Raw genomic sequence first — 26,554 nt, 5'->3', positions numbered from 1 at the left:
CGACCTGCTAACCTGCCCCAAACACTGAAAGGGATCGCATGACACGTCAACATATCGCCGCCGCGCTCGCGCTCGTTCTGACGGCAGGCGCCAGCGTCGCGCAGGACCGCATCGTCATCAACAACATCTACAGGATCAATCAGCAATCTTACCAACTTGCCGACAAGATTTTCTTCACACAAGACAACGACGGCTATTTTGAAGTCATCGAAGGCCCTCTGGAAGAAGGCCCTGTGCGCTGCATCGGCTCGGGCTTCGGCAATCAGGACGGCACAGGCTCGATCCAGGGGATCTGCATCTACGGCGAAGGCGACGACACCTTCATCATGGAATGGCAGGCAGGCCAGCAGGGTGCCGCAAACACCTGGACCATCGAATCCGGATCAGGAAAATTCGAGGGTATCACCGGGGAGGGCATCGCGACCACGTCCGTCGAGATCATGTATAAGGCCATGCCGCTTCGGGAATCCCGTGTCGTCGGCACGATAACCCTACCCGAGTAAGCGCCAAAAACGTCCGCTCAAGACCCGCCTTCGTCCTCGGGCGGATTGAAGGCGATAAAAAACTGATGCGCGCAATAGGCCCCGATCGCCGCGAACAAAAGCGCCCAGCCCGGATTGCCGCTCCACCATTCCAAAATCGCCCAAAGCCCGCACACTCCCACGATCGCCACGCGTCGCCAAAGTGGAATGAACATGCGTGACTGCACGTCGAAGGCGCGCAAAAGTGACCTATTTTCCTTTGGCATAAGCAGCTTGCCTCCCCGTCCGGACGATACCACACTTTAAGGACCTTGGCCCTTTCGGATCCATCGGTCACGCAACTGGCTAAACTGCCATAGCCTGCAAAGCCATAATTTAGCCCCTTACCATTTTTAATGTTTACCTGAAAAAAGACGAGGAATGAATGACATGGACCAGACCGCTCCCCCAATCCGCCCGGCGAAATTCGGGCTGGCGGGCTTTTTCCTCGGGGCTATCAGCCTCGTCATTCTGGTGATCCAGATGTCGGCGATCTTCGAGGAGCCGCCCGCGAAAAGCGCGGGCACGGTCATCGGCGAAATCGCCGCCGACATCCGGCTCTCCGCCAGCCGTGCGCTGTCGGGCGAACCCGCCCCCGTCGCACCGCCGCCGCCCAGCTATGCACCTGCGATCACCATCGCCGCGCTCGGCATGGCAGGTGCCGCGATGGCTCTGGGCGGGATCGCACTTTTTCGCCACGAGCCGACACGGCTTCCGACGCTTGCCATCGGCTTTGGGGCTTCGGCCATCGTCATGCACTTCGTGTTCTGGCTGGCGCTCATGATCTGCGGCATCGTGCTGCTGGTCAGTATCATCAACAATATTGGCGACATCCTGCCAGGCTGACGCCGCCTTGGTCCGGCCTCAGGCAGCGCGCGCTTTTGCGCCGCCCCGGTTTGGCCGACGTCTGCGCTTGTTGCTGTTGGGTTTGCCCGCTGGACCGCCCGGCTTGGCTCCGCGCCGGTTGCCGCCGGCTTTCTGCCCCTGAGGAGGCTCTGGCGGACGACCGCCGATCACCGGAATCGCCTTCTTGATCGTCTTTTCGATATCGCGCAGTTCCTTCAGCTCTTCGGCTGAACAAAACGCCACCGCACGGCCCGTTGCGCCCGCACGCGCCGTGCGACCGATGCGGTGCACATAATTGTCCGGCACGTTCGGCAAGTCATAATTATAGACATGCCGTACGCCCGGAATATCCAGACCCCGCGCGGCCACATCCGTGGCCACCAGAACCCGCAAGTCGCCGGTCTTGAACGCCTCAATCGCCCGGTCCCGCTGACCCTGGCTTTTGTTGCCGTGGATCGACCCTGCCGCAAATCCGGCCTTCACCAAGCCCTTCATCAACCGCTCCGAACCATGCTTCGTGCGCGCAAAAACCAGCGCCATCTCGTCGCGATGGCCGTCCAGATACTCGATCAAAAGCTTCGTCTTCTCGGACTGCGCCACATAGTGAAGTCCTTGCGTGATCTTCTCGATAGGCTTGCCCGGAGGCGCCGCTTCCACGCGCACCGCATCCGTCAGATAGGCATCCGCCAGTTCGCTCATCTGCTTGGGCATCGTGGCCGAAAACAGCATCGTCTGGCGGTTCGGCGACAACAGAGGTGCAATCCGGCGCAGCGCATGAATAAAGCCCATGTCCAGCATCTGATCGGCCTCGTCCAGCACCAGAAACTTCGTCTGATCCAGACGCACCGCGCGACGGTCGATCAGGTCGATCAGACGCCCCGGAGTCGCCACCAAAAGGTCCGTGCCCTTCGCCAGCCGCTGTATCTGCACATTGATCGACTGACCGCCCACGACGATCCCGATCTTCAGATGCGTGCCCTGGGTATAGGCTTTCAGGTTATCGGAAATCTGCTTCGCCAACTCGCGCGTCGGAGCCAGAATCAGACCATGCGCGGTCTTCGGTTCGGGCTTCACGCCCATTTTCATCAGGGTGTGAATAAGCGGCAAACCAAAGGCCGCCGTTTTGCCCGTGCCGGTCTGCGCCAGCCCCATCACGTCGCGCCCCTGCATCGCGTAAGGGATCGCTTTCTTCTGGATCGGGGTTGGATCGGTGATCCCCTGCTCGGCCAGTTTCGCTACAATACGGGGCTGAAGCCCCAACATATCAAAGTCCATTAATTCTCTTCTTTCGACGCGGGCCATGCCGCGCGTCATTGTAAATCGCACCACCGCCCGGGATCGGACGGTCAGGTCGCAGTCGGGTTGCGCGCCGCGCTGATCCAAAGGCCGAATGCCGCTGGCTCGTCGTCGCGCCGGACCCCTGCGTGAGGTGGGTGCCTTTGATTGGTCTGACGCCTCGCACCTCAAAAGGGCGCGGTCTGCTCACGCGGCAGAATCGTCGTAGGGGGGACATGGGGCCAAAGACAGCTCAAGTCAACCGTTTTGGCCGCTCCATCAGCAAGGAAGCGAGAAAAGCTGTTAAAATCCAATGGTTCTGCGCAAAAGTTAAACCAGATGAACGAACCCCTAATCCGGCGCGCGGTCGCACCGACGCGACACCGACGTTGTACCGACGTTGTACCGACGTCGCATTTCAGCCTGTTTTGCTGACCTCAGCGGAACGGATACATCCACGGTTTATAATCGTTAATCAGCACATCCGCGCGATCAATCTCATCCTGCGTCATCTTTTTCTGTATTTCTTCCAACGAGATAGCCGCATCCGGATCGCCGCCGATTGTGCTCAACCCATACCACAGATACGCCCGCACCAAATCCGGCGCAGGCATTCCAAGCCCCAATTCGTAATACCACCCCAACCCCGACTGAGCCCCCGGATGCCCCTTCAAAGACGAGCGCAAGTACCACTCGAACGCCCGCTCCGGATCACGCTCAACACCCAGTCCAAGCGCATACATCACGCCGATCAATTCCTCAGCATCCGCGTTTCCAGACCGTGCCGCAGGCAGGAATTCCTGCATCGCTTCTTCAAACCGGCCCGCTTCCATAAGGTCGCGGGCTGTTTCGATTTCAGCCCGAACAGGGCTTGCGAGCACGGCTGCACCTGCCAGAATAAACCCATGAATCGTCTGTTTCATATCCTTGCCCTTTGCATCGCTCTGCCCGCGTCGGCGGCGGACGTTCCGAGGCCGCTTACGGACGATGATTTCATCGCCTTTGACCCGGAAAAAGCCAAAATCGGTCAACTTCTGTTCTATGACAAGATCCTGTCGGGCAACAGAAATATCTCTTGTGGCACCTGTCACCACCATGACCTTGGTGGCTCGGACGGCCTTAGCCTCGGCATCGGTGAAGGCGGTGAGGGCGTGGGTCCAGAACGTCACGCAGGCACTGGCCCGGATCGCATCGAAAAGCGCATTCCAAGGAACGCGCCCGCCCTGTGGAATCTCGGCGCGAAAGACATAGACGTCCTGTTTCACGATGGCCGCCTCTCCGTCTCGGACATCTTCGGCAATGGCTTCAACTCGCCGGCTGAAGAATGGCTGCCCGAGGGCTTGGAAACCATCCTCGCCGCCCAGGCCCTGTTCCCTTTGACCGCGCGTTTCGAAATGGCAGGCGCCCCGCGCGAAAACGAAGTCGGTGGCGCCATCAATGACCGCATCGACAACGCCTGGCCGATCATCACTTTGGCCGTGCGCACCAATCCGGACTATGGATTAATGTTTGTTAAGGCGTTTGATGACATTAACAAACCTGAAGATGTGGAAATCGTCGACATCGCGAACGCACTGGCGGCGTTCATGGGGACCGAGTGGAAAAACCACGACAGTCCTTTTGACCTGTTTCTGGCTGGCGACGACACCGCGCTGACGCCCGCTGCCAAGAACGGCATGGAGTTGTTCTATGGCGACGCAGGATGTGCGTCCTGTCACTCCAGTCCACTCATGTCGGACCAGAAATTCCACGCCCTCGCCCTACCCGCATTCGGTCCTGGCAAGACCCGACGCTTTGACCTTCAACCCCGCGATGTGGGGCGCATGGGCGAAAGTGACCGGCTTGAAGACGCGTATCGCTTCCGCACCCCCATGCTGAGAAATGTTGCATTAACAGCACCTTACGGACACAACGGGGCCTATCCAACGCTGGAAGGCATCGTGCGTCACCATCTCGATCCTCGCACCGCTCTCGATCAATGGACCCGCGATCAGGCCCGACTGCCGTCAGTTCCATGGTTGGCGCGCGCCGACTTCGCCGTCCAATATCAGCACCGCGAGATCGCGCGGCAACGCGCCAAGATCGACATCACCCCTCGTGACCTCAGCGACAATGACATTGCCGATCTGGTTGCTTTCCTTGAAAGCCTGACGGGCAAAACCGCGCGAAATCTCCCCCTCGGACGTCCCGAAACTGTGCCATCTGGTCTCACTGTCGATTAACCCTCTGTTCGCACGCCGCAACCGGGTTAAATGTCCCACATGGTCCTTTCAGTAACTTCCGTTAATAAAAGCTTTGGCGACGTTGTAATTCTGCGCGGTGTCTCCTTGTCACTCGCCCCCGGCGAGGTCGTCGCCCTGACCGGCGAAAGCGGGTCCGGCAAGTCAACACTTTTGCACATGATCGCCGGCCTTGAGCCCGTCGATGAAGGCGAAATCATCATAGATGGCAGTAACTTGGCCGGAATGCGCGATAGCGCAAGCGCCGCCCTCAGGCGCGAGAAAATCGGAATAGTCTTTCAGCAATTCAACCTTATTCCTTCGCTGACAGTGGCTCAAAACCTTACGTTTCAGGCGCGCCTGTCTGGCAAAACCGCCGACGCCGCCGCGCTTGCAGCCTCCCTCGGCCTGACCGACCACCTCGACAAATACCCCGAACAACTCTCTGGCGGCCAACAACAACGCGTCGCCATAGGCCGTGCCATCGCTGCGTCGCCCAAACTCATCCTCGCAGACGAACCGACCGGTAACCTTGATGAACAAACCGGTGACCATGTTTTTGATCTCCTTTTGTCCGCGGCCCGTGACCAGAATGCCGCGCTCCTGATCGTCACACATTCTACCCGGCTTGCCGCCCGCGCCGATCGACGTAAGCACCTCAGCCGAGGTCAATTCCAATGATGTCGCGCGCCGTTCTTCTGGCGCTGCTCTCGCACTGGAAAAAGCGCCCGTTCCAGTTGATCACGCTCATCACCGGCCTGGCTCTGGCAACCGCGCTGTGGTCCGGCGTTCAGGCCATCAACGCCGAGGCCCGAAAAAGCTACGACGACGCCGCGCGTGTTCTTGGGGGCGATCCCGTCCTGATCAACCAGTCAGGCGCCGCGATTGCCAACGATACCTTCGTCGCCTTGCGTCAAAGCGGCTGGCTGGTCAGCCCGGTGGTCGATGGCTGGCTCTCGGGAGGCGATGGCCGTGTCCGCGTTCTTGGCGTTGATCCGCTGACGTTATCCCGGGAAAATCCGGCGGGCGCTGCCGTTTCTGAAGTTGAAATTTCCGATTTTCTGGGACCGGACGGTCTCGTTCTTGCGGCACCCGCCACGGCTTTGCGCCTGGCTGATCTCGGCGCACGGGTGCGCGTCGTCGAAGGTGTCGCCCCTGGCCTCGCCATCATGGATATCGCTGCCGCACAAGCCCTTACAAACATTGAAGGTATAAGCCGTCTGACGGTTCTTCGCGAGCAGCCATTTCGTCAACCTTTACTCAGCGAAGTTGCCCCCGAATTGACCCTTCGCGCACCAGACAACGCGGCCGATCTTGGGCGGTTGACGGACAGCTTTCATCTTAACCTGACGGCTTTCGGCTTGCTGAGTTTCGTCGTCGGACTGTTCATCGTGAACGGCGCGGTCGGGCTAGCCTTTGAGCAAAGACGGACGGTCTTTCGGACGCTTCGTGCGATTGGCGTCACCACCCGCAGTCTTGTGGCGCTGCTGATGGCAGAACTCTTGATGTTCGCGCTTGTGGCGGGCGCTTTGGGCATCGGACTTGGGTATCTTGTGGCCGCCGTCTTGCTCCCGGATGTGGCCGCCACCTTGCGCGGCCTATACGGTGCAACGGTGGAAGGAACCCTGACACTGTCTCCGGGATGGTGGGTCAGCGGCCTTGCAATTGCTATCGTTGGGACCGTATTGGCGGCCGCTACAAGCCTGTTCCAGGTCGCGCGTCTCACGCCTCTTGCAACTGCACTTCCAAGAGCTTGGTCCATGGCCTCGGCGCGCACCATGCGCATGCAGCTATCGCTGGCCGGTCTTGCGCTTTTAATAGCGGTTTCAGCGGGACTTTTTGGAAGCAATCTGCTTTCAGGATTCACTCTACTCGGAGGGCTACTGATCGCCGCCGCGTTAACACTCCCTGCCGCTTTGGTCATACTACTTAATCTTGGCCAGCGCTTCGCCGGCTCGGGTCCTGTTGCGCAATGGTTTTGGGCCGATACTCGTCAACAGATCCCGGGGCTGTCCCTTGCCTTGATGGCGCTGTTGCTCGCTCTGGCGGCAAATATCGGCGTCTCAACGATGGTCGGCAGCTTTCGCCTGACTTTCACTGGCTGGCTGGACCAAAGGCTTGCCAGCGAAGTCTACATAGGCGCGGAAAACGACGAGCAAGTCGAAGCGTTAATTGCCTTTGTCACACCCCGCGTTGAAGCTGTCCTACCGATCTGGCACACCAGTACTGAAATCCTTGGCGCGCCGGGCGAAATTTACGGTGTCGTCGATCACGCGACTTACCGGGAAAACTGGCCGCTTATTGACGGCGTTGTGGGCGTTTGGGACTTGATTGGTCAAAACGAAGGCGCGTTGATTAACGAACAACTGGCAAGACGTGAAGAACTTGGCCCCGGCGATACGATTGCAATGCCCGGAGGTTGGAAGACAACGATTACAGGTGTTTACAGCGATTACGGCAATCCACTGGGACAGGTCATTCTACCTCTCGACATTCTGACGGCACGCTACCCGGATGTCGATCGTACAGATTTCGGTCTCCGTCTCGACCCTCTTGATGTCGCATCATTACGGACAGCCCTAACCGAGGATTTTGGGCTCCCGCCCGAGAACATCGTCGATCAGGGCTCACTTAAGACGTTCTCGCTCGAAATTTTCGACCGCACTTTCGCGGTCAGCGCCGCACTGAACGTCTTGACGCTCTCTGTTGCCGCGGTTGCAATTCTTACCAGCCTTCTGACGCTTGCGGCAATGCGTTTGCCGCAACTCGCACCCGTTTGGGCCATGGGCATACCCCGCAAGACCCTTGGATTGATCGAGTTCTTCAGAGCGCTCGTTCTGGCGTGTCTGACCTTCATTCTGGCTATACCTGTCGGCCTGATACTGGCCTGGGTGCTATTAACAATCATTAACGTCGAAGCTTTCGGATGGCAGATTCCCATGACGATTTTTCCACTTGATTGGGTCTGGCTCCTGGGGCTTTCCCTGGTCGCGGCAGGGGTCGCTGGCCTTTGGCCCGCGCGACGCCTTGCGACCCGTCCGCCTGCTGATCTCATCAGAGTATTTGCCAATGAGCGTTAAGATTTTCCTGACAATTCTTATGACTCTTGCAGTGCCCGTCGGCCTCAAAGCGCAAGGTTTCGCCGGGATGGGAGCGGACGCCGATGGTTATGCTCTCCCCGACCCCGCATCCCGGTTCAAGTTTCCCGAAGATCATGGCGCGCACCTGAACTTCCGAATCGAGTGGTGGTATGTGACCTCCGTCATGAAGGCCGCAAATGGCGACATCTACGGCGCGCAATGGACTCTCTTTCGCAACGCCATTCGCCCGACAGGTCAGAGCGCCGATCAGATCTGGCTGGGGCACGCCGCCGTTTCGACGCCGCAAGGACATTTTCACTCCGAACGCATTGCACGCGGCGGCGTTGGGCAAGCCGGTGTGACAGCCGCGCCCTTTCTCGCCGAAATTGACGAATGGAAATTGGCCGGCCCAAGTCCAAACAACATGACTGTTTCGGCCCAAGGCACTGATTTTGCATACGAACTGACCCTTGAGGCGATACATCCCTTTGTTCCACAGGGGCGAAATGGATTCTCCCAGAAATCCGCGTCCGGGATGGCAAGCCATTATTTCTCTCAGCCCTTTTACACCGTGCGCGGCACGATCGACCTCCCAAGTGGGCCGGTTGCCGTGACGGGTCAGGCCTGGATGGACCGTGAGTGGTCTTCGCAACCTTTGACTCCGTCCCAGACGGGTTGGGACTGGTTTTCACTGCATCTCGACAGTGGCGAAAAGTTCATGGGCTATCGACTGCGCGACACCCAAGGGGAAGACTACATCGTGGGAACATGGATTACAGTTGACGGACGACCCGACCCGTTGGAGCCCGGAGAGTTGACTTTGACACCCCGTGTTTGGGCACGCGTCGAGGACCGGGATCTTCCTGTTGGCTGGACAATCGAACTGCCTGAACGAGACTTCAGCGTTAACGTTAATGCGGTCTATCCGCAAAGCTGGATGCCGACGATTGTTCCTTATTGGGAAGGCCCGGTCACCATAGAAGGTTCGCATCGGGGTCTCGGATATCTGGAGATGACCGGCTATGAGTGACGCATTAACCTCTCTTGACGGGACGTACGAAACGATTTGGAGGCTTCTTGAAGACGGAGCGAAATCCAAGACGTCTGCAGCGAGTAACTTGGTTCTGGCAACCGCATCAAAGGCACATGGACCAAGTGTGCGAATTGTAGTGTTGCGTGATGCGGATCAAGCATCAGAGGTTTTGCGCATTTTCACGCATGCCGCATCACGGAAAGTCATCGATCTTAACGACAATGAACGCGCTGAAATTCTGGTCTGGGACCCTGAGCAACAGTTTCAGATCAGGTTGTCGGTCTCTGTCAGGATGTCGCGTATCGACGACAAAACATGGGAGAGTCTCGGGACCGGAACGCGCCTTAACTACGCAATTGACCCCGCGCCCGGAACACCCATCGCGCGACCCGAAATCGCGCAGCAGGCCTCACCGCACCAGCACCAGATGCTCGCGCTCGACGCCAGAATTCGTAAAATCGAAACGCTCCATATTTCTCCCGACGGGCTGAAACGCGCGGTCTTCGAAAACGGGACTTCACAGTGGATTGCGCCCTGAGCACTCGCCAAAACGAAGCGGTCGCGTTAACTGCTTTCCATGAACACTATTCTGCCACTTCCCTTAGTCAGCGACGTCGTCTTGATTGGCGGGGGTCACGCACATGCGTTGCTTTTGCGCCGCTGGGGCATGAAACCAATTCCGGGCGCGCGGTTAACGCTTATTAATCCCGGAGCAACCGCACCTTATACTGGGATGTTGCCTGGATTCGTTGCAGGGCACTACGGTCGGCAAGCCTTGGAGATCGATCTGATCCGGTTGGCGCGCTTTGCCGGAGCGCGGATGATATTCGGCGCCGCAACCGGAATAGACCGAACTGCAAAGCAGATTTTTGTCCCGGGCCGGCCCCCAATTTCCTACGACATCGCTTCGTTGGATATCGGCATTACATCCCACATGGCAGGCGTTCCGGGTTTCGCCGATCATGCCATCGCGGCCAAGCCCCTCGGTCCTTTCGCGGAGGAATGGCAAGCCTTTGTGGAAAAACAGAAAAAGGGTCCGGTTTGTGTTATCGGTGGCGGCGTTGCGGGCGTTGAGCTTGCGCTTGCGATGCATCACAGGCTTGAAGTCATCGGGGCAAAATGCCCCGTGACTGTGATCGAGGCCAACAAAATTCTTGGTGGGACGTCAGCGGCAACCTCGCGAAAATTGAAGGCTGCGATGTCCGCCGCGGGGATTGCGGTAATCGAAGGAGCAAACCCGATTGAAATACGCGCAGACCATTTGAAACTCAGCGACGGCCGGTCGATCTCTTGCGACTTTGCGGTCGGTGCCGCCGGTGCGCGGCCATTTCCATGGTTGGCGGAAACAGGACTTCAACTAACGAATGGTTACGTCAGCGTTGATGACACATTAAGGTCGGTTAACGACGCAAGTATCTATGCGGTGGGCGATTGCGCCGATTTATCCCATGCACCGCGTCCCAAGGCCGGCGTTTTCGCTGTGCGCGCCGCGCCTGTTCTCACCGAAAACATCCGCGCCGATCTGACAGGCTCAGCGCGGAAACGCTTTGTGCCTCAGATGCATTATCTCAAGCTTGTGTCGCTTGGTAAAAAATCCGCCGTTGCCGACAAATATGCACTTGCAGCCTCTGGCGAATGGGCTTGGCGCTGGAAGGATTTGATCGACCGCCGCTTTATGGATCGCCTGAATGCCCCCCCTCAAATGGCCAGTCCAGACGTGCCGAAGGGTGCCGCAAAAGGAGTCCGTGATGCGCTCGGCGTCAAGCCTATATGCGGCGGTTGTGGATCGAAAGTCGGAGCGTCGGTGCTGGACGAGGCGCTGGCCCAACTGGACTTCGAAGTCCATCCCGACATCGCTAAATCGACGGGCGATGATGCGGCCATCATTAATATTGGTAAACGCCAGCAAGTCATATCGACCGACCACCTGCGCGCGTTCTGGGACGATCCATATTTGATGACGCGGATTGCAGCCTTGCATGCGATGGGCGATGTCTGGGCGATGGGTGCAAAGCCGCAGGCGATGTTGGCGCAGATCACCCTGCCGCGCATGTCGGAAGACCTTCAGACGCACACTTTGCGAGAAATTCTCGCAGCCACACAGGACATTAGTAGAGAAATCGGGGCGCCCCTAGTTGGAGGTCACACGACGCAAGGCGCCGAGCTTACGCTTGGATTCACTGTGACCGGGACACTCGCCGCTACGGCAAAGAGCTTTGATCAGGCGCGGGCCGGCGACGCGCTGATCCTGACGCGTCCCATCGGAAGCGGGACATTGATGGCTGCTGAAATGGCGGGGAAAGCTGCAGGCGATCATATCGAAAACGTGGTGAATGTCATGGCCACCTCGCACGGCAATGCCGCCGAAATCCTCAGTGTCACCGCACACGCAATGACGGATGTCACGGGCTTCGGGCTTGCGGGTCACGCGCAAAGAATGGCGGCAGCGGCGGGCCTGACTGCGGTGCTAAACAGCCGCGACGTGCCCCATTTCCCCGGTGCGCACCAATTGGCCAAGGATGGCATCGCTTCGACGCTGGCGCCCGCGAACCGCGCCGCTCTGGTCGTCGCCTTGCCCAATACCGCCGCCGCAAATCTGTTGCTCGATCCACAGACCGCAGGTGGTTTCCTGGCCGCCGTCCCGTCAGGACTTGCCGACAAGGCCTTGGAATCTCTTAGGGATATCGGTCTTCTACCCGCTGTTGTTGGTCATCTCAAGGCGTGGTCGGGCGGGCCTCTTGAAGTGACTTGACCGCCCCCGCAACCTGATCGGCCAATGTCTCGAGACCCGTATCGTCCAACGTTTCGGCGGAAATCGAGGCGACGACATTGGCCCCGATGCGTTCGCGCACTTTGGCATAGCGGGGATCGTAGTGAAGCTCGATCAGCGACGCCGCCACCTCTTCGAACCGACCGTCCATCACTGCACTTTTCCACGCCGCGACCTGGGCCGCGCCGCGCAAATCCACCAACCGGTCAAGCCGGTCGACGAACTCGGCGCGGTCGACGGATCCATCTCCATAGGTGCGCGCCAGAAACGCCGCGCGTGCGCGGACGGTGGCCGAGATCACGATCCTTGGAGCAGCCCGCATCGCTTCGAACAGTTTCGGTGTCACATTCAATGCGCCTATGCGGCTCGACTCAGCCTCGACCACGACCGGAGCTGCCGGGTCAAGTGCATCAATGGCCTGATACAGCGCTGATTCGAATGCCTTTTGCGACGGCTGCGCACCATACGCCCCAAGCACCGAACCACGGTGTGCAGCAAGTCCCTCAAGGTCCAGCACCTGCACACCACGGCCAACCAGACGGTGCAGGACATCCGTCTTGCCTGACCCGGTATTGCCGTCCAGCAGGATCACTTTCGACGCGATTTCGCTTTCATAAAGTGAATCGACCACACGTCGGCGATAGCTTTGATACCCGCCCTCCAGAACTTCGACCCTCCAACCGATCTGCGCAAGGATCGCCGCGAAAGAGCCGGATCTTTGGCCACCGCGCCAGCAATAGATCAGAGGTCGCCAACTTCCGTCCTTGTCCGCCAACGGACCCTGCAAATGCATCGCGGCATTCTTCGCGACAAGGGCCGCGCCGATCTTGCGGGCTTTGAATGGGCTGACCTGCGTGTAAATCGTTCCCACTTCAGCGCGTTCATCATCAGACAAGACCGGCAACGAGATTGCGCCCGGCAAGTGATCTTCCTGGAATTCAGACGGCGAGCGTACGTCGATGATCGTGTCGAAATCGCCGCGCGCAAGGTCGGACAGAGTGTTGAACGTGAAAGCCATGCGCTCTCCCTTAGACGTTCACGACCTCTCTGGAAAGCACTGCCTTGGCCATTTCCAGTCCGCTTTCAAATCCATGCTCGGCGCGGCGCCCGAGGGTCCAGTCGCCGCCGACCAGAAGACCGCTTTCGGCGTCCCCCAGAAACGGACGTCCCAAAGGCTGATCCGCAAATGCATAGCGCCACCGATGTGCATCGAGATAGCGCGCCCGCGGCAGGGAAATGCCATAGGCCTCACCGAAGGCTTCCAGAATAAGCGGAGCAACGATCGCGCGGTCCGCAAACACATCCTCAAGCACATATTCTGGGCGCATATGAATGACCCAGGCTTCTCGCTTGTCCTGTCGGGCAGGCTTTGAGGCCATTCTGTCAGCGCGCAAGACGCGGCCCCGCCCCTCAAGCTTGCCAGGAAGTGGCAGGGGCGCGTCGAACTCGACAAGACACGTCCAGACGGGCTGCATTCGTACCGAACTGATCTCGCGCGCGATCTTCGGGGCGACCGGTGCGACCAGTACCTGCGCCTGAGGCGCCGGGGCCGTGACCAGTACCGTGTGAAAATGCGCCACAGACCGACCGTTGGTCAGTCGCACGACCCAACCCCGGCTGTCACGCGCAAGCCCGGCAATCTCGACCCCCTGCCGAATATTCAACCGCGAAATCAACGGATCGAAGATCGAGCGCATGCCGGGCGCGCCGTAATTCGATCCGCAATCCCCCGGAACCGCCCCAAGCGCGGCCAGAAAGTCACGAAACGCGCCCGATGTTGCCTGAAGTTCGGGTGCACCGTGGTCGAAGATGCCGCCTTCTGTGCGGCGTGTGGATATACGCCCGCCACAGCCCCGTCCCTTGTCGAAGATTTCGACGTCACGTCCCGCCTTGACCAGCTGATCTGCAGCCGTCAGACCGGTGATACCCGCGCCAATGATGGCGATGCCTAAAGAATGCTCCAACGGTTTATCCACCCGTTTTTTGTCCTATATACAGGCAGATAGTTCGAATTCGATTTGTGCCAAATTCTGAGTGACCCAAGGAAACGACGTGAAGCTGAACGGCCTTGAATTCATGTTTGCGGTTTTGGTTGCGAGCGCGCCCCTGCCGGCTCTGGCCGATTGCGTCGTGATCCTGCACGGCCTGGCGCGCGGGCCGTCGTCGATGGCAATCATAGATACAGCTCTCGAAAACGCTGGCTACAGAACCATCAATCAGGGATATCCCTCGACATCCATGCCGTTTGAGGCATTAGTCGGTCAGGCGCTGGACGAGCCGGTCAAGGCCTGCGGCGATGACGTGACCCACTTCGTCACGCATTCAATGGGCGGCATTCTTGTGCGCGCGTGGCTGGAAGAGAACCGGCCGAAAAACATGGGCCGTGCAGTGTTTCTTGGCCCGCCCAACAATGGCTCGGAGCTTGTTGATATATTCGGAGATCTGGGCGCTTTTCGTTGGCTGAACGGCCCGGCGGGTCTGGCGCTTGGAACAGACGAAACAAGCGCGCCGAACCGGCTTGGACTGCCGCGCTTTGAAGTGGGTGTCATCGCCGGAAACCAGACGCTGAACCCGGTATATTCCTTTCTGATCGACGGACCCGACGACGGCAAGGTGTCGGTCGCCTCGACCCGCCTTCCGGGTCTGACGGATCATATCGTTTTGCCGGTCACTCATACGTTCATGATGAATGACCCGCTTGTCATTCGCCAAACACTTGAGTTCCTGGCGGTGGGGTCGTTTGATCGTGACATCGGATATGGAGAACTGCTCAAAGAACTCATTGAGTAGCGCCGTTGGCGGATCAGTCTGCATGATCTGAACCGCGCGTCCCATCGTAACAAATCCAAAGACAACAATAGCCTTTGCATCGATCGCCGCCGGGCTATGTTCTGCAGGAGTCAAAGGAGCGGGACATGCGCGTATTCGGATACCTCTTGCTGGCAATGCTTGTTGCGGCGCCTCAGACCCTTGCGGCCCAAGGAGGCCCTGCCGCTGTCGGTGTGCAGGTGGTCGAAACGCGCGCGCTTTCGGAAACCGTGCCGGTCTTTGCCGAAGTCAGCACGTCCCGCGAAGGATCGATTGCCGGACGGATAGCCGGAAACATCGAGCGCGTGAACGTGCTGGCCGGGGATCGCGTCGAAGAGGGCGACGTGATGGTCGAATTGAGTCGCGAGCTTCTGGCCATCCGCGTTGCCCAGTCCGAAGCGCAGATCGCCGAAGCGCAGGCCGGTACCGACACGGCGCGCGCGCGGCTTGATCAGGCGCGCATCATCTTCGACCGTACGGCCGCATTGCGCGGCACTTCGGCTTTTTCGCAAGGTCGTTTCGACGATCTTCAGGCTGACCTGTTTCAGGCGCGCTCGCAATTGGCCGAAGCCCAGGCCCGCGAGATCTCGGCCCAAGCCCGCCTGGCCGAGACTCAGTATCAACTGGACCGCACCTCGATCACCGCGCCGTTTTCGGGCGTCGTGCTTGAAGTCGCCACCATTCCAGGCGCGTTCATTCAGGCCGGAACGCCCGTCGTCCGCCTGCTCGACACCAGTTCATTCGAAGTGAAAGCCAACATCCCTGCCCGCTATGTCGACACCCTGACAAAAGGTGACGCAGTGACCGCCGACACCGAAACGGGTGCTCGGATCAACCTGTCGCTACGTGCGGTCCTGCCTGTCGAAAACCCTTCGACCCGGACCCGCACGGCATTGTTCACAACGCTGGACGATATGGACCCCAATCTGGTTGCGGTCGGTCAATCCCTGACGGTCAACGTGCCCATCGGCGCCGCCCGCGATGTGCTGTCCGTGCCGAAAGACGCGCTTGTGCAAGCGCGCGGCGGCTGGACCGTCTATGTCGCGGCGGACGGCAAGGCCGAACCCCGGACGGTGTCCATCGGTGTGCCTTTGGGCGACCGCTATGAAGTGCTGAATGGACTGGCCGCAGGCGAACTCGTCGTCGTGCGCGGAAACGAGCGTCTGAGGCCCGGTCAAGACATCGCGCCTTCGGTCGTGGAGACCAACTGATGAACCTGATCCGTTACGCCATTGATCGCCCCGTCGCTGTCGTGGCGGCTGTTCTGATCGCAGTGCTTTTCGGGACACTGTCGCTCTCTCGGATCCCGGTGCAACTGGCACCTGACGTGCGCAAACCGATTGTCGTTGTTGAAACGAACTGGCCCGGTGCCGCGCCTTCCGAGATCGAGCGCGAAATCGTCAACCCGCAGGAAGAAACCCTGCGCGGGCTTGATGGCCTTGAGATCATGACTTCGCGGTCCCAGACAGGTCAGGCTTCAGTGACGCTGGAATTCGCCGTCGGCACCGACATGAGCCAGTCGCTCTTGCTGGTGTCGAACCGGCTCGATCGCGTCGGCAACTACCCTGACGAGGCCAGCCAGCCGACGCTGAACACCTCCGGTTCGGACGATAGTCCCATCGCATGGGTGCTTTTGACCGCAGCCGAGGGCAACACGCGCGCCATGCCCACCTATGGCGATTTCCTTGAGGACGTCATCAAGGACCGCGTGGAACGCATCGAAGGCGTATCTGCCGTGAACGTCTTTGGCGGCACCGAGCGCGAACTACAGGTCGTGATCGACCCCCAGCGCCTCTCGCGCTTTGGCCTCACTGTGCCCGAAGTCGTGCGCATTCTGCGAACCGAAAACATCTCGATCTCAGCCGGTGACGTGGACGAAGGCAAGCGCCGCTACGTGGTGCGCACCGAGAGCAGCCTCAACACCGAAGAGGCGATCCGCAGTGTCGTTCTGCGCTCGGACGTAGCGCAAGGCTCCAGCGGTCGCGTGCGTGTCAGCGACGTGGCCGAAGTGTCCTTCGCCTACCGCGAAGCCACCAGCCGCCTGCGCTTCAAAGGCGAACCGGGACTGGCCTTCAACGTCGTGCGCGAAAGCGGCGCCAACGTGATTAGCGTCATGGAAGAGATGCGCGTCGTTCTGGAAGAACTTCAGGAAGGCCCCCTGAATGACGTCGGTCTGATCGCGGATCTGGTCTACGACGAGACGATCTACATTCAGGGCGCGATTGATCTGGTGGTGCAAAACATATGGATCGGCGCGGCCCTCGCAGCCCTGATCCTGATGCTGTTCCTGCGAAGTCCCCGCGCGACACTGATCGTCTCGCTCTCGATCCCGGTGTCCATTGTGGCGACCTTTGTCGTGATGGCCCTGACAGGACGAACGCTGAACGTCATATCGCTGGCGGGGATCGCCTTTGCCATCGGTATGATCGTCGACGCCGCCATCGTGGTGCTGGAAAACATCTTCCGCCTGCGCGAAGCCGGACACAGCCGCCGCGAAGCTGCCTACCTCGGGGCGAAACAGGTCTGGGGCGCGATCCTTGTCTCGGCCCTGACAACCGTTCTGGTCTTCGTGCCGATCCTGATCATGCAACTGGAAGCTGGGCAGTTGTTCCGTGATATCGCCGTGGCGATCTCGGTCTCGGTCCTGTTGTCGCTGCTCGTCGCGGTCACCGTCATTCCCGCCCTTTCAAGCCGCCTTCTCAGCGCAAAAGACCAAAGGCCCATGCGGCTTTGGGGCATCGACCACCTCGCTGCGGGCTTTCGCAACGCCGTCATGGCCTATGTGCGCCTGACCGTGCGCGTGCGCAGCATCGGCATCATCATGGTCACCGTCATCGCCGGAGGGGCTGCCATCGCAAGCTGGACCTTCCTGCCGCGTCTCGAATACCTGCCAGAGGGCAACCGAAACCTTGTTTTCGGCCTGATCATTCCACCGCCGGGCTATAACCTCGAGACCACCGAAACCATCGCCCAGCGCATCGAAGGCGTTGCAAAACCCCTCTGGGACGCAGCCCCCGCGATGGCGATCGAAGACGGCACACCCACAATCGAAAACTTCTTCTTCGTCGCAACCCCCGGCAATTCCTTTGTCGGCGCGTCTGCAACCGACGGCCAGCGCGCAGGCGATCTGATCCCCGCCCTGAGCCGCCCGATCTTCGCCGAACCCGGCACGTTCGGCTTCATGACACAACCTTCGCTGTTCGGACGCGGCGTCGGCGGCGGGCGCACGATCGAGCTCAACGTCTCGGGACAGGACCTGAACGAAATCCTTGGTGTGGCGGGTCAAGCGGCCGGTATCGTGTCCGGGCTTCTGCCGCGCTCGGAAGGCCACCAGTTCCGCCCTATTCCGGGCCTCGAGCTTGGCGCGCCCGAAGTGCGCCTTATCCCGGACCGCCTGCGCCTTGCGGACGCCGGGCTTGATAGTTCCGCGCTTGCCGCCACGGTCGACGCCTTCAATGACGGCCTGCGCGTCGCACAAATCACCATCGGTTCGGATCGCGTGGACCTCGTGCTGAAAGGCGATCCGTCGGTCACCGCAGCCGCGCGCACCCAAGACGTGGGCAACTATCCCGTGGTGACACCCAACGGCCAGATCGTGCCAGTCTCGGCGCTTTCGCAAGTCCTGCTTACCGCAGGCCCCACCGAAATCCGTCACCGCGAGCGCCTGCGCACCGTCACTCTTGAAGTGCGCCCCGCCAACAACCTGCCACTCGAACAGGCCGTCGAGCTTCTGGAAACCGAAGTCGTCGCCGTTCTGGAAGCTCAGGGCCTGCCCAGCGACATTCGCCTCAGCGTTTCCGGCACAGCCGACCAACTAAGCCAGACATGGTCCGCCATCCAGATCAATCTGGTGGTCGCGCTGATTATTGTGTTCCTTGTCATGGCGATCCTGTTTGAAAGCTTCGTGTTGCCGCTGGTGATCATGATCGCCGTGCCTGTCGCTGCGGCGGGGGGTGTCGGCGGCCTGGCTCTTCTCAACACATACCAAACGCAACCCCTTGATATGCTGACATTACTCGGCTTCATCATCCTTGTCGGCATCGTGGTGAACAACGCCATTCTGATCGTGCACCAGACGCTCTATCACCTACGCGAAGACCGGATGGAACCGATAGACGCCATCGAAGAGGCCACCCGAAACCGGATTCGACCGATCTTCATGTCGACCCTGACCAGCGTCATGGGCATGCTGCCCCTCATCATCTTTCCCGGCGAAGGCTCCGAGCTTTACCGGGGCCTCGGCGCGGTTGTCGTGGGCGGTCTTTCGACGTCGGCCTTCCTCACGCTCTTGACGGTGCCGCCGCTCTTGCGTCTGACCATCCGCAAACCCGCGGCAGAAGATGAAAGCGTCGCACCTGCCCCACGACCCGCGAAAGCATAGGGCACGCGACTGTTCATTCTCACAGCACCCCTTCTCGACACCTGAACAGCTGTCAGGATAGCAACCAGACCTACAAGCCGGACGCCGATGACGAACGCGGTGCCACGCACCGGCGAAAGTCAGGCCAAACGCATAGCCATAATTTCACAACGGCATCCCCCGGATCAGGGCGCGCCGGATGTTTGCCGATCCCTCCACGTCGTTCATGATCCACGTCAAATCATATGCGCCTGAAGACGAATAAGACTGCATCGGGTCACGGGGTAACCCGGAATGACCCTGCGCTGCCGCCTGTTTATTCGAGATAAGTGAGATCAAGGACTGATGAAAACATTACTCTTATTCTCTCTTTTTCTGATCGCGGTCGGCGTGCTTGCGCTCGTGGTGTGGAGGCAGTTCGATCACCGCGCCGACCGCACAGAAATGGCGCGACTGATCGCAACACAACCACACGCACCACAATCCTTCAGCGCGAATTTGATTTCCGACCTTCCCGAACCGGCCCGACGCTATTTTTCCTATACGATCGCAACCGGAACGCCCCTCCATACGGTCGCGGAAATCAAGATGAGGGGTCAGTTCGCCCTCGGCAACAAGCAAGACCCGAAGAACATGCCAATCGAGGCAAAACAGATTCTGGCGGCTCCTTTCGGTCTGGTGTGGAAGATGTCCGGAGGCTCGGGTCTGATGCGCATGTCCGGCTCTGACAGCGGATCATGGATGCGCTTCTGGATCTCCGGGATCATCCCGGTTGTGCGACTTGGCGGCACCCGCGACCACGCGCGCTCCGCCTTTGGACGCATCATTGGCGAGGCCGCAATCTGGACCCCGGCGGCTTTGCTGCCAGCAACCGGAACGGTATGGGAAGCCGTTGACGACGATACGGCGCGTTTCACCGTGACATTCGACGACATCACTCAGTCCGTGGACATCACGGTCGATGGCGAAGGCAAGCCCACTCAAGTGCTGTTCCAAAGGTGGAGCGATGCAAATCCTGACCGTGTGCACCAACTTCAACCCTTCGGCGGCGTTCTTTCCGAGTTCCGCGAATTTCAGGGTTTCCGCCTTCCAACACATGTCGAGGCAGGCAACTTCTTTGACTCCGAAGACTATTTCCCCTTTTTCATCGTCGATGTCACTTCACTGCGCTTTCCAAGTCCCTGACCCCATAGTCGACGCGTCCAAAGCCGCCCGACCTTCCTCGCGGATCCGCTCTACGACCGCCCCACGCGAGCCGGTCATTCGGTATCCTTGCTGCCGACAAGCAGCTCCGCCAAGGCAGCTTCAAGCGCCGGAACCAGATCCGAGCTGTCATCGGCAATGCCGACGTCCGTATTGATCTGGAACGCAATGGTTATCGCATGATCGCCATAGTGCCGGAGACTAGTCACATACCCTGGGATCCACCCTCCATGACCATAGACCGGACCAAGCGGCGTATCGCGGTAAATTGCGACCCCACTGCCGTAAAGGAGGTCAGGCGCATCCGCGTCCACAGGCACGCCGTCCAGCAAGCGGTCCAGATAAGGCGCAGCCATGGCTTTTCCCGTGAACAGCGCCTGTCCCCATCGCGCCAGATCATGCGCCGTTGAGACAAACCCACCGCCGGTCCATTCAACAGCGGGATTCCAAAGCAAAGCACCGTCCTCGGTGTTTGTCCGCTGCGGCAAACCGAAGGGATTGCCCTCGAACGTATAGCCAATGGCCAGACCCTCGATTGACGGCGTCACCGAAGGGGCCGTATCGTCAAGCATCAGGCCGGAAAACAGGCGCTCGGACGCAAGGTCGTAAAAGTCTCTTCCGGTGGCCTTTTCGATCACCAGACCCAAAAGCAGATACCCTGTGTCCGTGTAGGACCATGCCTGCCCCGGCTCGAACAACGGCTGCGTATTCAGGACGAAAGCAATGGCCTGCTCGGGCCGCATGTGTCCTGATGAACCCGCCGCGATCATCTGCGCGGCCACACCATCGATGTGAACATGATCCAGCAAACCACTGGAATGGTTCAATAAATGCCTTACTTTGATCACTTCGGCATGCGGCAGCCCACCAAACCACTCGGCATCTTGCAGATACTGGGAAATCAGATCGTCCCGGTCGAGAACCCCCTCGCTTTCCAGCGAAAGAACAAGTGCCCCGACAATGGTTTTTCCAACACTTGCAGCCAACATCCGCGTCGCGGGGGTCATCGGCAGGTTGGCTTCAACATCCGCCAGTCCGATTGCCGCGTCCAAGACGCGTCCGTCCGGCAGGGCGACGGCAACAGTCGCGCCGGGAAAGTCATAGACCTCGTAGAAGTCCGCCAGAAGGTCTTGCACCTTAGCCGCCAGGCCCACCGAAGCCTCTGCCCTCGCCTGCACCGCCGACAAGCTCATCGCGGCCAGAACTGCCGCGATCACCGTCGCCCGGATCATTGCGGATGCCCGGATGCGTCGGCAAAGACCTCGGTTGCCGCCCCCTTGCGCGACAGCATCGTGTCGCGATTCCACCAGACCACAGCGGCGGCGACGACCACCAGAATCCAGGTGTCATAGGGCTGCGCGTCGGGCCAGAAGGGGTTGATTAGCTGCCAGTGAAACAGCATCGGCCAAAACAGACCACCGCCCGAGCGATTAAAGATCGGCGTCACCAGAACCGCCAGAGTGATGTTGCCGACCAGAAACGGCAAGAAATTCCAGCCCGCGAAAACAGTCCCCGACAAGAAGAAGGCCGGAAGGTGCCAGACACCCCAGATCGTTCCGATCAAAACCCCCGCCCAGAGTGGCGCCATGTGGCGCTGAAGGATCGGTTGCGCCAGCCCCCGCCAGCCGAATTCCTCGATTGGGCCGAGAAAAAGCATCATAAACAGCACTGCAACCATCGCCCCGACGCCTTCGGGCGGTACAGGCGCTAACAACGGGCCACCCTTCCAAAGCGACCCCGCCAAAAAGACCAGCGGGACACCAACCAGAACAAAGGCGACCCACCCGCGCGAACAGCGCCACAGGAAAACCCGCGACAGAAAAGCTTTCAATCCCGCGACCCCGCCGAAATAAACGACCAGCACGAAGGCCGAAATCGCCGGTGCCCAAGTCGCCACGAAAAAGAACGGATGCGCTCCACTGATCTCGCCAAAGGTCCGGGTAGCCCATTCGGGCACCAGAATGTAAACGCTTATCAGCCCCCATGTGATCGCAAACGTCAGAAGAAAGAAGACGATAACAGCCAACGATGGAATATCGTCTATTCGTCGATGCGTCGAACCAGTTGCGACTGTCATATCGATGCCCAAACCAGTTGTGACCTGAAAAGGTCAGTATGCCACGCTCCGAACCCAAGCCCTTTGATATTGCTCAAGAGCGCAAGGATCACGGCGCTGGCCGGCGCGCCTCAGTTCAAATCTAGCCGCAGCAACTCGGGACAACCGTCTCGCGGCGGGATCTCAGCATCCGACATATCGAACAGCGCCTGAATGGCTGCCGGCGAGCAAGACGCGACACTGTGATCGCCGCCACTTCCATCGGCCGGATTGCTCAGATCCAGCACCGCCACATCCAGCCCCGCGACCTGTTCGGGATTTTCAATCATACCTGCCTCGGCCCGTAGCGACCGCCGGGATGACGCTGGGTTGGCAAAGCGCCCATAGCCCGACAACCTGAACCGCTCGGGCGTGTTCCGCCAATTGCGCAACTCGATATTGCCCGGACAGTGCGACGTCGGCACGCCCACGTCGGTCCGGCTGTTTGTGATCGGCCGGGTTTTCGTCGCTCCGGAACGCGACGGGGCCTAAAGCAGTGAGCGGGCGGCGATATGGACGCGCTCCACCTCTGCTCTTTGCGGCATTTCTTCGATCAACAGAACCGATTTCCAAGAACCCGAAAATGTAGTCGACGCCGAATGCAGCACTCCAGAAACGCCAACCCGCACGCCATACCCTGCCTTCATGACTCTTCGTCCACTCTGAATCCCAACTTCGACTCAACTCGGAGTAATCACGAAAGAACGCCCTTGATCGACCTCAATTGGCGCAACCGACGGTCGTCTTGAAAACGGGTCGACCCATCCAACGCAGACCTGCTAGGCTTTGCAGCAACAACCGGAAAGGACACTCCATGCGTATCTTGTTCACCGGCGGATCGGGCAAAGCCGGGCGCCATGCCATCGCGTATCTTCTGGATCAGGGCCATCGGGTTCTGAACGTTGACCGCGTGCCTCTGGACCTTGAAGGCGTCTACAACCGCATCGCTGACATCACGGATGCCGGCCAGATGTATGATGTGATGAACAGCTATACAGACTTCGACGAGTTGGAGCCCGGATCGGGCGTGCCCCGGTTCGACGCGGTGGTCCATTTCGCCGCTGTGCCACGCATCTTGATGACCACCGACAACGAGTGTTTCCGCGTCAACACCATGGGGACCTACAACGTCATTGATGCCGCCGTGAAAGCCGGGATCGGCAGAATCGTCTTCGCCTCGTCCGAGACCACCTACGGGGTTTGTTTCGCGGACGGTGAGCGCAAGCCCGAGTATCTGCCGGTCGACGAAGAGCACCCCACGATCCCGGAAGACAGCTACGCGATGTCAAAGGTCGCAAATGAAGTCACCGCGCGCAGTTTTCAAAGGCGTACCGGGTTCGACATCTACGGCTTGCGCATCAACAACGTCGTCGAACCGCATGAATACGAACAGAACTTCCCCGCCTACCTCGAAAATCCAGACCTACGCCGTCGCAACATCTTTGCCTATATCGACGCACGCGATCTTGGACATATGGTGGATCGGTGTCTGGCGGTCGATGGATTAGGTTATCAGGTCTTCAACGTGTCCAACAACAACCACTCGGTCGCAACACCGACGTCAGACCTCGTAAATCGCTTCTACTCAGGCGTGACCCTGACCCGTGACATCGGACAAGACGAGACCTTCTATGACAACACCAAGGCCAGAGAACTCCTCGGTTTCCAGCCACAACATGATTGGCGCAATCACCTGAAAGCCTAATGGATCAGGTGCTTGGCTGGACTGTCTAAAGGCTTTGAGGCGTGCTTTTCGGGCGTTGGGTCTAGCGCAAAGTTCTGACACGGCTCTGGCTGCCTGCCTTAAATCTGCAAGCCAAGGAACATAACCGCCAATGGCACCGGTGACACGGCGATGGCAATCGTGATGAAGGTCGCAATGGGAGAGAAAATTCCGCTCAACCCCGCCATCATCATGATGCCGCCGCCCCCGCCAATAAAGGAATTGCCGGGCGTATTCACCGCAAGCGCCATGGCGACATAACGATACTTCAGCCCCCGCGCGAGCTTACCCTTTGAGGGACCATCGAGCAGCATGTTCAGACGGTCCTCCCCCGACAGCGGCGCGGCGCGCGCAACAAGGGCTGCCGCGCGACGCATCCGAAAGAAAACCAAAAGGCGCTCCAAGACGGTGATCGGCAAGAACCGTCCGATGGTGAAGGTGACGGGTGTGTTCGGGGTCTCGCCGCGCTCGTTAGAAGAGGTACAGCAGGATGAAGGGCAAGAGGACTATCCAGAGACGTCGGTAGAAGAATTGGAAGGCGGTGACGATCGTGTCGGAGAGCCAACCATGGCGACGAGGTCGCGCGCAAGAGGCGTTAAGGCTGCCCGAGCCTCCTCGACCGCGTCCTGCGCTAGCTGGATGCGAGCAGCATCACCATCATTGAAGACAGCATCAGCCAGCTCATTTGAGACAGCATCGCCTGGCGTTAGACGATGACATAGGCCCTTGCCGGTCAATGTGTCGTAGTCTGTGCGAAAGTTCTGGGTATCGGGACCCACGTGAACCGTCACGCCAAGACAGATCGCTTCCCACGGATTGTGTCCGCCGAGACCGCCGAAGGACCCACCGACGAATGCGGAACGGGCAAGCCTGTACCATATGCCGAGTTCGCCAAAACTGTCGGCCAGGTAGACTTGCGTATCAGCTTCCGGGAACTCGTCGGCACTGCGAGTGGCATAGCTCAGGCCAGCCGCTTCTATCGCTGCCACTATGTCAGCGGCGCGGTCCGGCGAACGGGGAACCAATATCAGAAGTGCGGTCGGGTCTTTTGCCAAGAGCAGAGTCTGCGCATGAAGTACCACGTCTTCGTCGTCCGCGTGGGTGGAGGCAGCCACCCAGACCGCCCTGCCGGACAGTAATGCCCGGAACGACTTGAGGGCTTGCTCGTCCACGGCCAGCGGCTGCGCGGCCGGCTTTAGATTGCAGTTGGGAGCGTTGACCGTCCCGCCGAGCGCCGCAATAGCCGCCGCGCTTCCTTCATCCTGTGCCGAGATCAATGCAAACCGATCGAAAATAGCGCGATACAGTCCTTTCAGCCTCGCGCGCCGCGCCTTGGCCTCGGAACTCATCCGCGCGTTGACAAAGGCTAGTGGAGTGCCACGCGCATCCGCGTCGTGAATTGCGCCGGGCCACAGATCCTGCTCCGACCAGATCGACAGGTCTGGACGCCAGTGATTAAGGAAGCGACGAACGAAGCTGGGGCCATCGAGCGGAAGAAACTGATGGATGGTGCGAGGTGGCAAATTCGAGTCGATCACTCGGGCGGAAGATCGCGCAGTCGAAGTGATGAGGAAATTCAGCTTCGGGTCTTCGGAATGCATAGCCCGTATAAGCGGCCTGAGAGCCAGCAATTCCCCAAGGCCGACAGCATGTATCCAGACAAGTTGTCCATCGGGACGTGTGATAGAGGACTTACCGAACTTCTCGCCTACTCGCTCCGGCTCTTCCTTTCCTTGTCTTAGCCTGCGTCTCAGTATCCAGGGCATTGACGGCTGAAGGACGACGCGCGCGGCAAGGTATGCGCGTAACTGCCAGTGGTCCGCCTTCCTCGTCCCCATTTACAATTTTCCGACCCGTCCTGCTGAGAGATGTCTCTTGTGAGGGGCATTTCACATTTCGTCAATCTTGGCCTGTGCCGTAACGGCCTCTTTCGATACGTCTAGCGCGCCTTCGGATAGTTGGCTGCCCTTAAAGCTGATTTTCCCCTTCGTTCTTTGCAAATGCTTATGAACTCTCATCAAAGGCACTATGAGACACCCTCTGACTCCAAGAATTCGGTCCATAGCAAGGTGCGCAAGATGATCGAATGGCCGATTTTTTCCAAACACAGCGCAAGTTGCTGTATTTGGTCTCTTATTTGTTCGATCCAAAAGAGTTCGGGTCTTCACTTGGACCCTTCCATATTCCGGATGCTCTAAATCGTAGTCCTTGAAAGTCGGCGGGATAAGTTTCCCGCCAATCGCAGCTTGGACAATTAGCTCACCATAGTCACCGTCAAAGCTCGCGATTCCTTTTTCGGCTATGGCGTTGTGAGCCTCGACGTACAGCTCTCGAGCTTGGCCTATCTTCATTTTATCTTCTGTAACAAACGAGCCAAATTTAGACGTCGACGGAGCTTCTGACCGAATAGCGTCTCTTCCGAGCCAGCGCCACAAGCTAAACGAAGCCAACGTAACAGGCGGATGTCCAATCTGTCCATTTGTCCAGAACGCTCTCCGGCCAACGGCCCTTTGAACTGGGCTCGACCTGTCGGTGATATCTATATGATCGGGCTTGATACGCTTGCCGAAGGACAGGGAGCGGGAAAACTATCGTCCGACAGTCTGTCTTTCCTGCAAAAC

Annotated in this window: 25 protein-coding genes; 13 read left to right on the top strand and 12 right to left on the bottom strand. The window is 59.2% G+C overall.

Translation table 11 applies throughout. The features are described 5' to 3' along the window. Positions 1-38: 38 nt before the first annotated feature. Positions 39-503, top strand: a complete 465-nt coding sequence (locus BOA8489_RS09715) for a hypothetical protein (protein ID WP_093973836.1) — start codon at positions 39-41, stop codon at positions 501-503. Between the two features lie 17 nt (positions 504-520). Here the strand turns inward: BOA8489_RS09715 and BOA8489_RS09710 are convergent, their stop codons facing one another. Continuing rightward, on the bottom strand, positions 521-748 hold the full coding sequence (locus BOA8489_RS09710) for a hypothetical protein (RefSeq protein WP_093973835.1): 228 nt from the start codon (positions 746-748) through the stop codon (positions 521-523). Positions 749-911: 163 nt separating this feature from the next. Between BOA8489_RS09710 and BOA8489_RS09705 the strand changes: the two genes are divergently transcribed. Continuing rightward, positions 912-1,367: a hypothetical protein gene (locus BOA8489_RS09705; RefSeq protein ID WP_141138268.1), complete on the top strand. Its 456-nt coding sequence runs from the start codon at positions 912-914 to the stop codon at positions 1,365-1,367. Positions 1,368-1,385: 18 nt separating this feature from the next. On the opposite strand, the gene BOA8489_RS09700 is transcribed toward BOA8489_RS09705, so the two are convergent. Further along, complete coding sequence (locus BOA8489_RS09700; protein WP_093973833.1) at positions 1,386-2,642, bottom strand: DEAD/DEAH box helicase; 1,257 nt, start codon at positions 2,640-2,642, stop codon at positions 1,386-1,388. A gap of 437 nt (positions 2,643-3,079) precedes the next feature. Next, positions 3,080-3,565, bottom strand: a complete 486-nt coding sequence (locus BOA8489_RS09695; protein WP_093973832.1) for a tetratricopeptide repeat protein — start codon at positions 3,563-3,565, stop codon at positions 3,080-3,082. On the opposite strand from BOA8489_RS09695, the gene BOA8489_RS09690 reads away from it, so the two are divergent. The 6 genes from BOA8489_RS09690 to selD are packed head-to-tail and all read left to right on the top strand — an operon-like array spanning position 3,548 to position 11,726. Beyond that, a complete protein-coding gene (locus tag BOA8489_RS09690; protein ID WP_093973831.1) occupies positions 3,548-4,864 on the top strand; it encodes a cytochrome-c peroxidase in 1,317 nt (438 codons plus the stop codon). The two genes, BOA8489_RS09695 and BOA8489_RS09690, sit on opposite strands and share 18 nt — an antisense overlap. A gap of 39 nt (positions 4,865-4,903) precedes the next feature. Continuing rightward, positions 4,904-5,542, top strand: coding sequence for an ABC transporter ATP-binding protein (locus BOA8489_RS09685; protein ID WP_093973830.1), 639 nt, complete (start codon positions 4,904-4,906; stop codon positions 5,540-5,542). Next, on the top strand, positions 5,542-7,941 hold the full coding sequence (locus BOA8489_RS09680; protein WP_093974006.1) for an FtsX-like permease family protein: 2,400 nt from the start codon (positions 5,542-5,544) through the stop codon (positions 7,939-7,941). The genes BOA8489_RS09685 and BOA8489_RS09680 overlap by 1 nt, the downstream gene beginning before the upstream one ends. Beyond that, a complete protein-coding gene (locus BOA8489_RS09675) occupies positions 7,931-8,971 on the top strand; it encodes a lipocalin-like domain-containing protein (protein ID WP_093973829.1) in 1,041 nt (346 codons plus the stop codon). Before BOA8489_RS09680 ends, BOA8489_RS09675 begins: the two co-directional genes overlap by 11 nt. Further along, complete coding sequence (locus BOA8489_RS09670) at positions 8,964-9,512, top strand: pyridoxamine 5'-phosphate oxidase family protein (protein ID WP_093973828.1); 549 nt, start codon at positions 8,964-8,966, stop codon at positions 9,510-9,512. The genes BOA8489_RS09675 and BOA8489_RS09670 overlap by 8 nt, the downstream gene beginning before the upstream one ends. Positions 9,513-9,551: 39 nt before the next feature. Beyond that, positions 9,552-11,726 carry a selenide, water dikinase SelD gene (gene selD, locus BOA8489_RS09665; RefSeq protein ID WP_093973827.1) on the top strand — a complete coding sequence of 725 codons (2,175 nt, stop codon included), beginning with the start codon at positions 9,552-9,554 and terminating at the stop codon, positions 11,724-11,726. Here the strand turns inward: selD and mnmH are convergent. Both mnmH and BOA8489_RS09655 read right to left on the bottom strand, forming a co-directional pair. Continuing rightward, a complete protein-coding gene (gene mnmH, locus BOA8489_RS09660; protein WP_093973826.1) occupies positions 11,689-12,762 on the bottom strand; it encodes a tRNA 2-selenouridine(34) synthase MnmH in 1,074 nt (357 codons plus the stop codon). The two genes, selD and mnmH, sit on opposite strands and share 38 nt — an antisense overlap. Before the next feature lie 10 nt (positions 12,763-12,772). Next, positions 12,773-13,720, bottom strand: coding sequence for an NAD(P)/FAD-dependent oxidoreductase (locus tag BOA8489_RS09655; protein WP_093973825.1), 948 nt, complete (start codon positions 13,718-13,720; stop codon positions 12,773-12,775). Between the two features lie 76 nt (positions 13,721-13,796). On the opposite strand from BOA8489_RS09655, the gene BOA8489_RS09650 reads away from it, so the two are divergent. The 4 genes from BOA8489_RS09650 (at position 13,797) to BOA8489_RS09635 (ending at position 20,097) form a co-directional block, all read left to right on the top strand. Further along, on the top strand, positions 13,797-14,534 hold the full coding sequence (locus BOA8489_RS09650) for a lipase family protein (RefSeq protein ID WP_306345756.1): 738 nt from the start codon (positions 13,797-13,799) through the stop codon (positions 14,532-14,534). A gap of 125 nt (positions 14,535-14,659) precedes the next feature. Beyond that, positions 14,660-15,763, top strand: a complete 1,104-nt coding sequence (locus BOA8489_RS09645) for an efflux RND transporter periplasmic adaptor subunit (protein ID WP_093973824.1) — start codon at positions 14,660-14,662, stop codon at positions 15,761-15,763. Further along, complete coding sequence (locus tag BOA8489_RS09640; protein WP_093973823.1) at positions 15,763-18,933, top strand: efflux RND transporter permease subunit; 3,171 nt, start codon at positions 15,763-15,765, stop codon at positions 18,931-18,933. Before BOA8489_RS09645 ends, BOA8489_RS09640 begins: the two co-directional genes overlap by 1 nt. 324 nt (positions 18,934-19,257) lie before the next feature. Beyond that, complete coding sequence (locus BOA8489_RS09635) at positions 19,258-20,097, top strand: DUF6544 family protein (RefSeq protein WP_093973822.1); 840 nt, start codon at positions 19,258-19,260, stop codon at positions 20,095-20,097. A 74-nt stretch (positions 20,098-20,171) separates the two neighbouring features. On the opposite strand, the gene BOA8489_RS09630 is transcribed toward BOA8489_RS09635, so the two are convergent. The 4 genes from BOA8489_RS09630 to BOA8489_RS20425 form a co-directional block, all read right to left on the bottom strand. Then, positions 20,172-21,347, bottom strand: a complete 1,176-nt coding sequence (locus tag BOA8489_RS09630) for a serine hydrolase domain-containing protein (RefSeq protein ID WP_093973821.1) — start codon at positions 21,345-21,347, stop codon at positions 20,172-20,174. Continuing rightward, entirely contained in the window at positions 21,344-22,192 is an 849-nt protein-coding gene (locus BOA8489_RS09625) for a CPBP family intramembrane glutamic endopeptidase (protein WP_093974004.1), read from the bottom strand. Before BOA8489_RS09625 ends, BOA8489_RS09630 begins: the two co-directional genes overlap by 4 nt. Positions 22,193-22,302: 110 nt before the next feature. Beyond that, on the bottom strand, positions 22,303-22,500 hold the full coding sequence (locus tag BOA8489_RS20180; RefSeq protein WP_141138267.1) for a hypothetical protein: 198 nt from the start codon (positions 22,498-22,500) through the stop codon (positions 22,303-22,305). A gap of 198 nt (positions 22,501-22,698) precedes the next feature. Continuing rightward, on the bottom strand, positions 22,699-22,857 hold the full coding sequence (locus BOA8489_RS20425) for a hypothetical protein (protein ID WP_176440262.1): 159 nt from the start codon (positions 22,855-22,857) through the stop codon (positions 22,699-22,701). A 167-nt stretch (positions 22,858-23,024) separates the two neighbouring features. Between BOA8489_RS20425 and BOA8489_RS09615 the strand changes: the two genes are divergently transcribed. After that, positions 23,025-23,915 carry an NAD-dependent epimerase/dehydratase family protein gene (locus BOA8489_RS09615; RefSeq protein WP_093973819.1) on the top strand — a complete coding sequence of 297 codons (891 nt, stop codon included), beginning with the start codon at positions 23,025-23,027 and terminating at the stop codon, positions 23,913-23,915. Positions 23,916-24,013: 98 nt separating this feature from the next. Here the strand turns inward: BOA8489_RS09615 and BOA8489_RS09610 are convergent, their stop codons facing one another. From BOA8489_RS09610 to BOA8489_RS09600, 3 genes are all read right to left on the bottom strand, one after another. Continuing rightward, positions 24,014-24,352, bottom strand: a complete 339-nt coding sequence (locus tag BOA8489_RS09610) for a hypothetical protein (RefSeq protein ID WP_176440261.1) — start codon at positions 24,350-24,352, stop codon at positions 24,014-24,016. Between the two features lie 87 nt (positions 24,353-24,439). Next, entirely contained in the window at positions 24,440-25,771 is a 1,332-nt protein-coding gene (locus BOA8489_RS09605) for a 3-deoxy-D-manno-octulosonic acid transferase (protein ID WP_093973818.1), read from the bottom strand. Between the two features lie 51 nt (positions 25,772-25,822). Beyond that, entirely contained in the window at positions 25,823-26,284 is a 462-nt protein-coding gene (locus tag BOA8489_RS09600) for a hypothetical protein (protein ID WP_093973817.1), read from the bottom strand. Positions 26,285-26,554 lie beyond the last annotated feature (270 nt).

It is taken from the genome of Boseongicola aestuarii, from assembly GCF_900184815.1.
Classification (GTDB): domain Bacteria; phylum Pseudomonadota; class Alphaproteobacteria; order Rhodobacterales; family Rhodobacteraceae; genus Boseongicola; species Boseongicola aestuarii.
The sequence above is the reverse complement of the archived record's forward strand: the minus strand, read 5'-3'. Positions and strand labels throughout refer to the sequence as shown.

What these genes read in the sequence shown, in the direction of transcription:
- BOA8489_RS09645 (WP_093973824.1), top strand. Translation starts at nt 14,660, where the DNA reads ATGCGCGTATTCGGATACCTCTTGCTGGCAATGCTTGTTGCGGCGCCT.
- BOA8489_RS09615 (WP_093973819.1), top strand. Translation starts at nt 23,025, where the DNA reads ATGCGTATCTTGTTCACCGGCGGATCGGGCAAAGCCGGGCGCCATGCC.
- BOA8489_RS09695 (WP_093973832.1), bottom strand. Translation starts at nt 3,565, where the DNA reads ATGAAACAGACGATTCATGGGTTTATTCTGGCAGGTGCAGCCGTGCTC.
- BOA8489_RS09625 (WP_093974004.1), bottom strand. Translation starts at nt 22,192, where the DNA reads ATGACAGTCGCAACTGGTTCGACGCATCGACGAATAGACGATATTCCA.
- BOA8489_RS09605 (WP_093973818.1), bottom strand. Translation starts at nt 25,771, where the DNA reads ATGGGGACGAGGAAGGCGGACCACTGGCAGTTACGCGCATACCTTGCC.
- BOA8489_RS20425 (WP_176440262.1), bottom strand. Translation starts at nt 22,857, where the DNA reads ATGAAGGCAGGGTATGGCGTGCGGGTTGGCGTTTCTGGAGTGCTGCAT.
- BOA8489_RS20180 (WP_141138267.1), bottom strand. Translation starts at nt 22,500, where the DNA reads ATGATTGAAAATCCCGAACAGGTCGCGGGGCTGGATGTGGCGGTGCTG.
- BOA8489_RS09705 (WP_141138268.1), top strand. Translation starts at nt 912, where the DNA reads ATGGACCAGACCGCTCCCCCAATCCGCCCGGCGAAATTCGGGCTGGCG.
- BOA8489_RS09685 (WP_093973830.1), top strand. Translation starts at nt 4,904, where the DNA reads ATGGTCCTTTCAGTAACTTCCGTTAATAAAAGCTTTGGCGACGTTGTA.
- BOA8489_RS09680 (WP_093974006.1), top strand. Translation starts at nt 5,542, where the DNA reads ATGTCGCGCGCCGTTCTTCTGGCGCTGCTCTCGCACTGGAAAAAGCGC.
- BOA8489_RS09670 (WP_093973828.1), top strand. Translation starts at nt 8,964, where the DNA reads ATGAGTGACGCATTAACCTCTCTTGACGGGACGTACGAAACGATTTGG.
- BOA8489_RS09640 (WP_093973823.1), top strand. Translation starts at nt 15,763, where the DNA reads ATGAACCTGATCCGTTACGCCATTGATCGCCCCGTCGCTGTCGTGGCG.
- BOA8489_RS09715 (WP_093973836.1), top strand. Translation starts at nt 39, where the DNA reads ATGACACGTCAACATATCGCCGCCGCGCTCGCGCTCGTTCTGACGGCA.
- BOA8489_RS09630 (WP_093973821.1), bottom strand. Translation starts at nt 21,347, where the DNA reads ATGATCCGGGCGACGGTGATCGCGGCAGTTCTGGCCGCGATGAGCTTG.
- BOA8489_RS09600 (WP_093973817.1), bottom strand. Translation starts at nt 26,284, where the DNA reads ATGAAGATAGGCCAAGCTCGAGAGCTGTACGTCGAGGCTCACAACGCC.
- mnmH (WP_093973826.1), bottom strand. Translation starts at nt 12,762, where the DNA reads ATGGCTTTCACGTTCAACACTCTGTCCGACCTTGCGCGCGGCGATTTC.
- BOA8489_RS09710 (WP_093973835.1), bottom strand. Translation starts at nt 748, where the DNA reads ATGCCAAAGGAAAATAGGTCACTTTTGCGCGCCTTCGACGTGCAGTCA.
- BOA8489_RS09690 (WP_093973831.1), top strand. Translation starts at nt 3,548, where the DNA reads ATGAATCGTCTGTTTCATATCCTTGCCCTTTGCATCGCTCTGCCCGCG.
- BOA8489_RS09675 (WP_093973829.1), top strand. Translation starts at nt 7,931, where the DNA reads ATGAGCGTTAAGATTTTCCTGACAATTCTTATGACTCTTGCAGTGCCC.
- BOA8489_RS09635 (WP_093973822.1), top strand. Translation starts at nt 19,258, where the DNA reads ATGAAAACATTACTCTTATTCTCTCTTTTTCTGATCGCGGTCGGCGTG.
- BOA8489_RS09700 (WP_093973833.1), bottom strand. Translation starts at nt 2,642, where the DNA reads ATGGACTTTGATATGTTGGGGCTTCAGCCCCGTATTGTAGCGAAACTG.
- selD (WP_093973827.1), top strand. Translation starts at nt 9,552, where the DNA reads ATGAACACTATTCTGCCACTTCCCTTAGTCAGCGACGTCGTCTTGATT.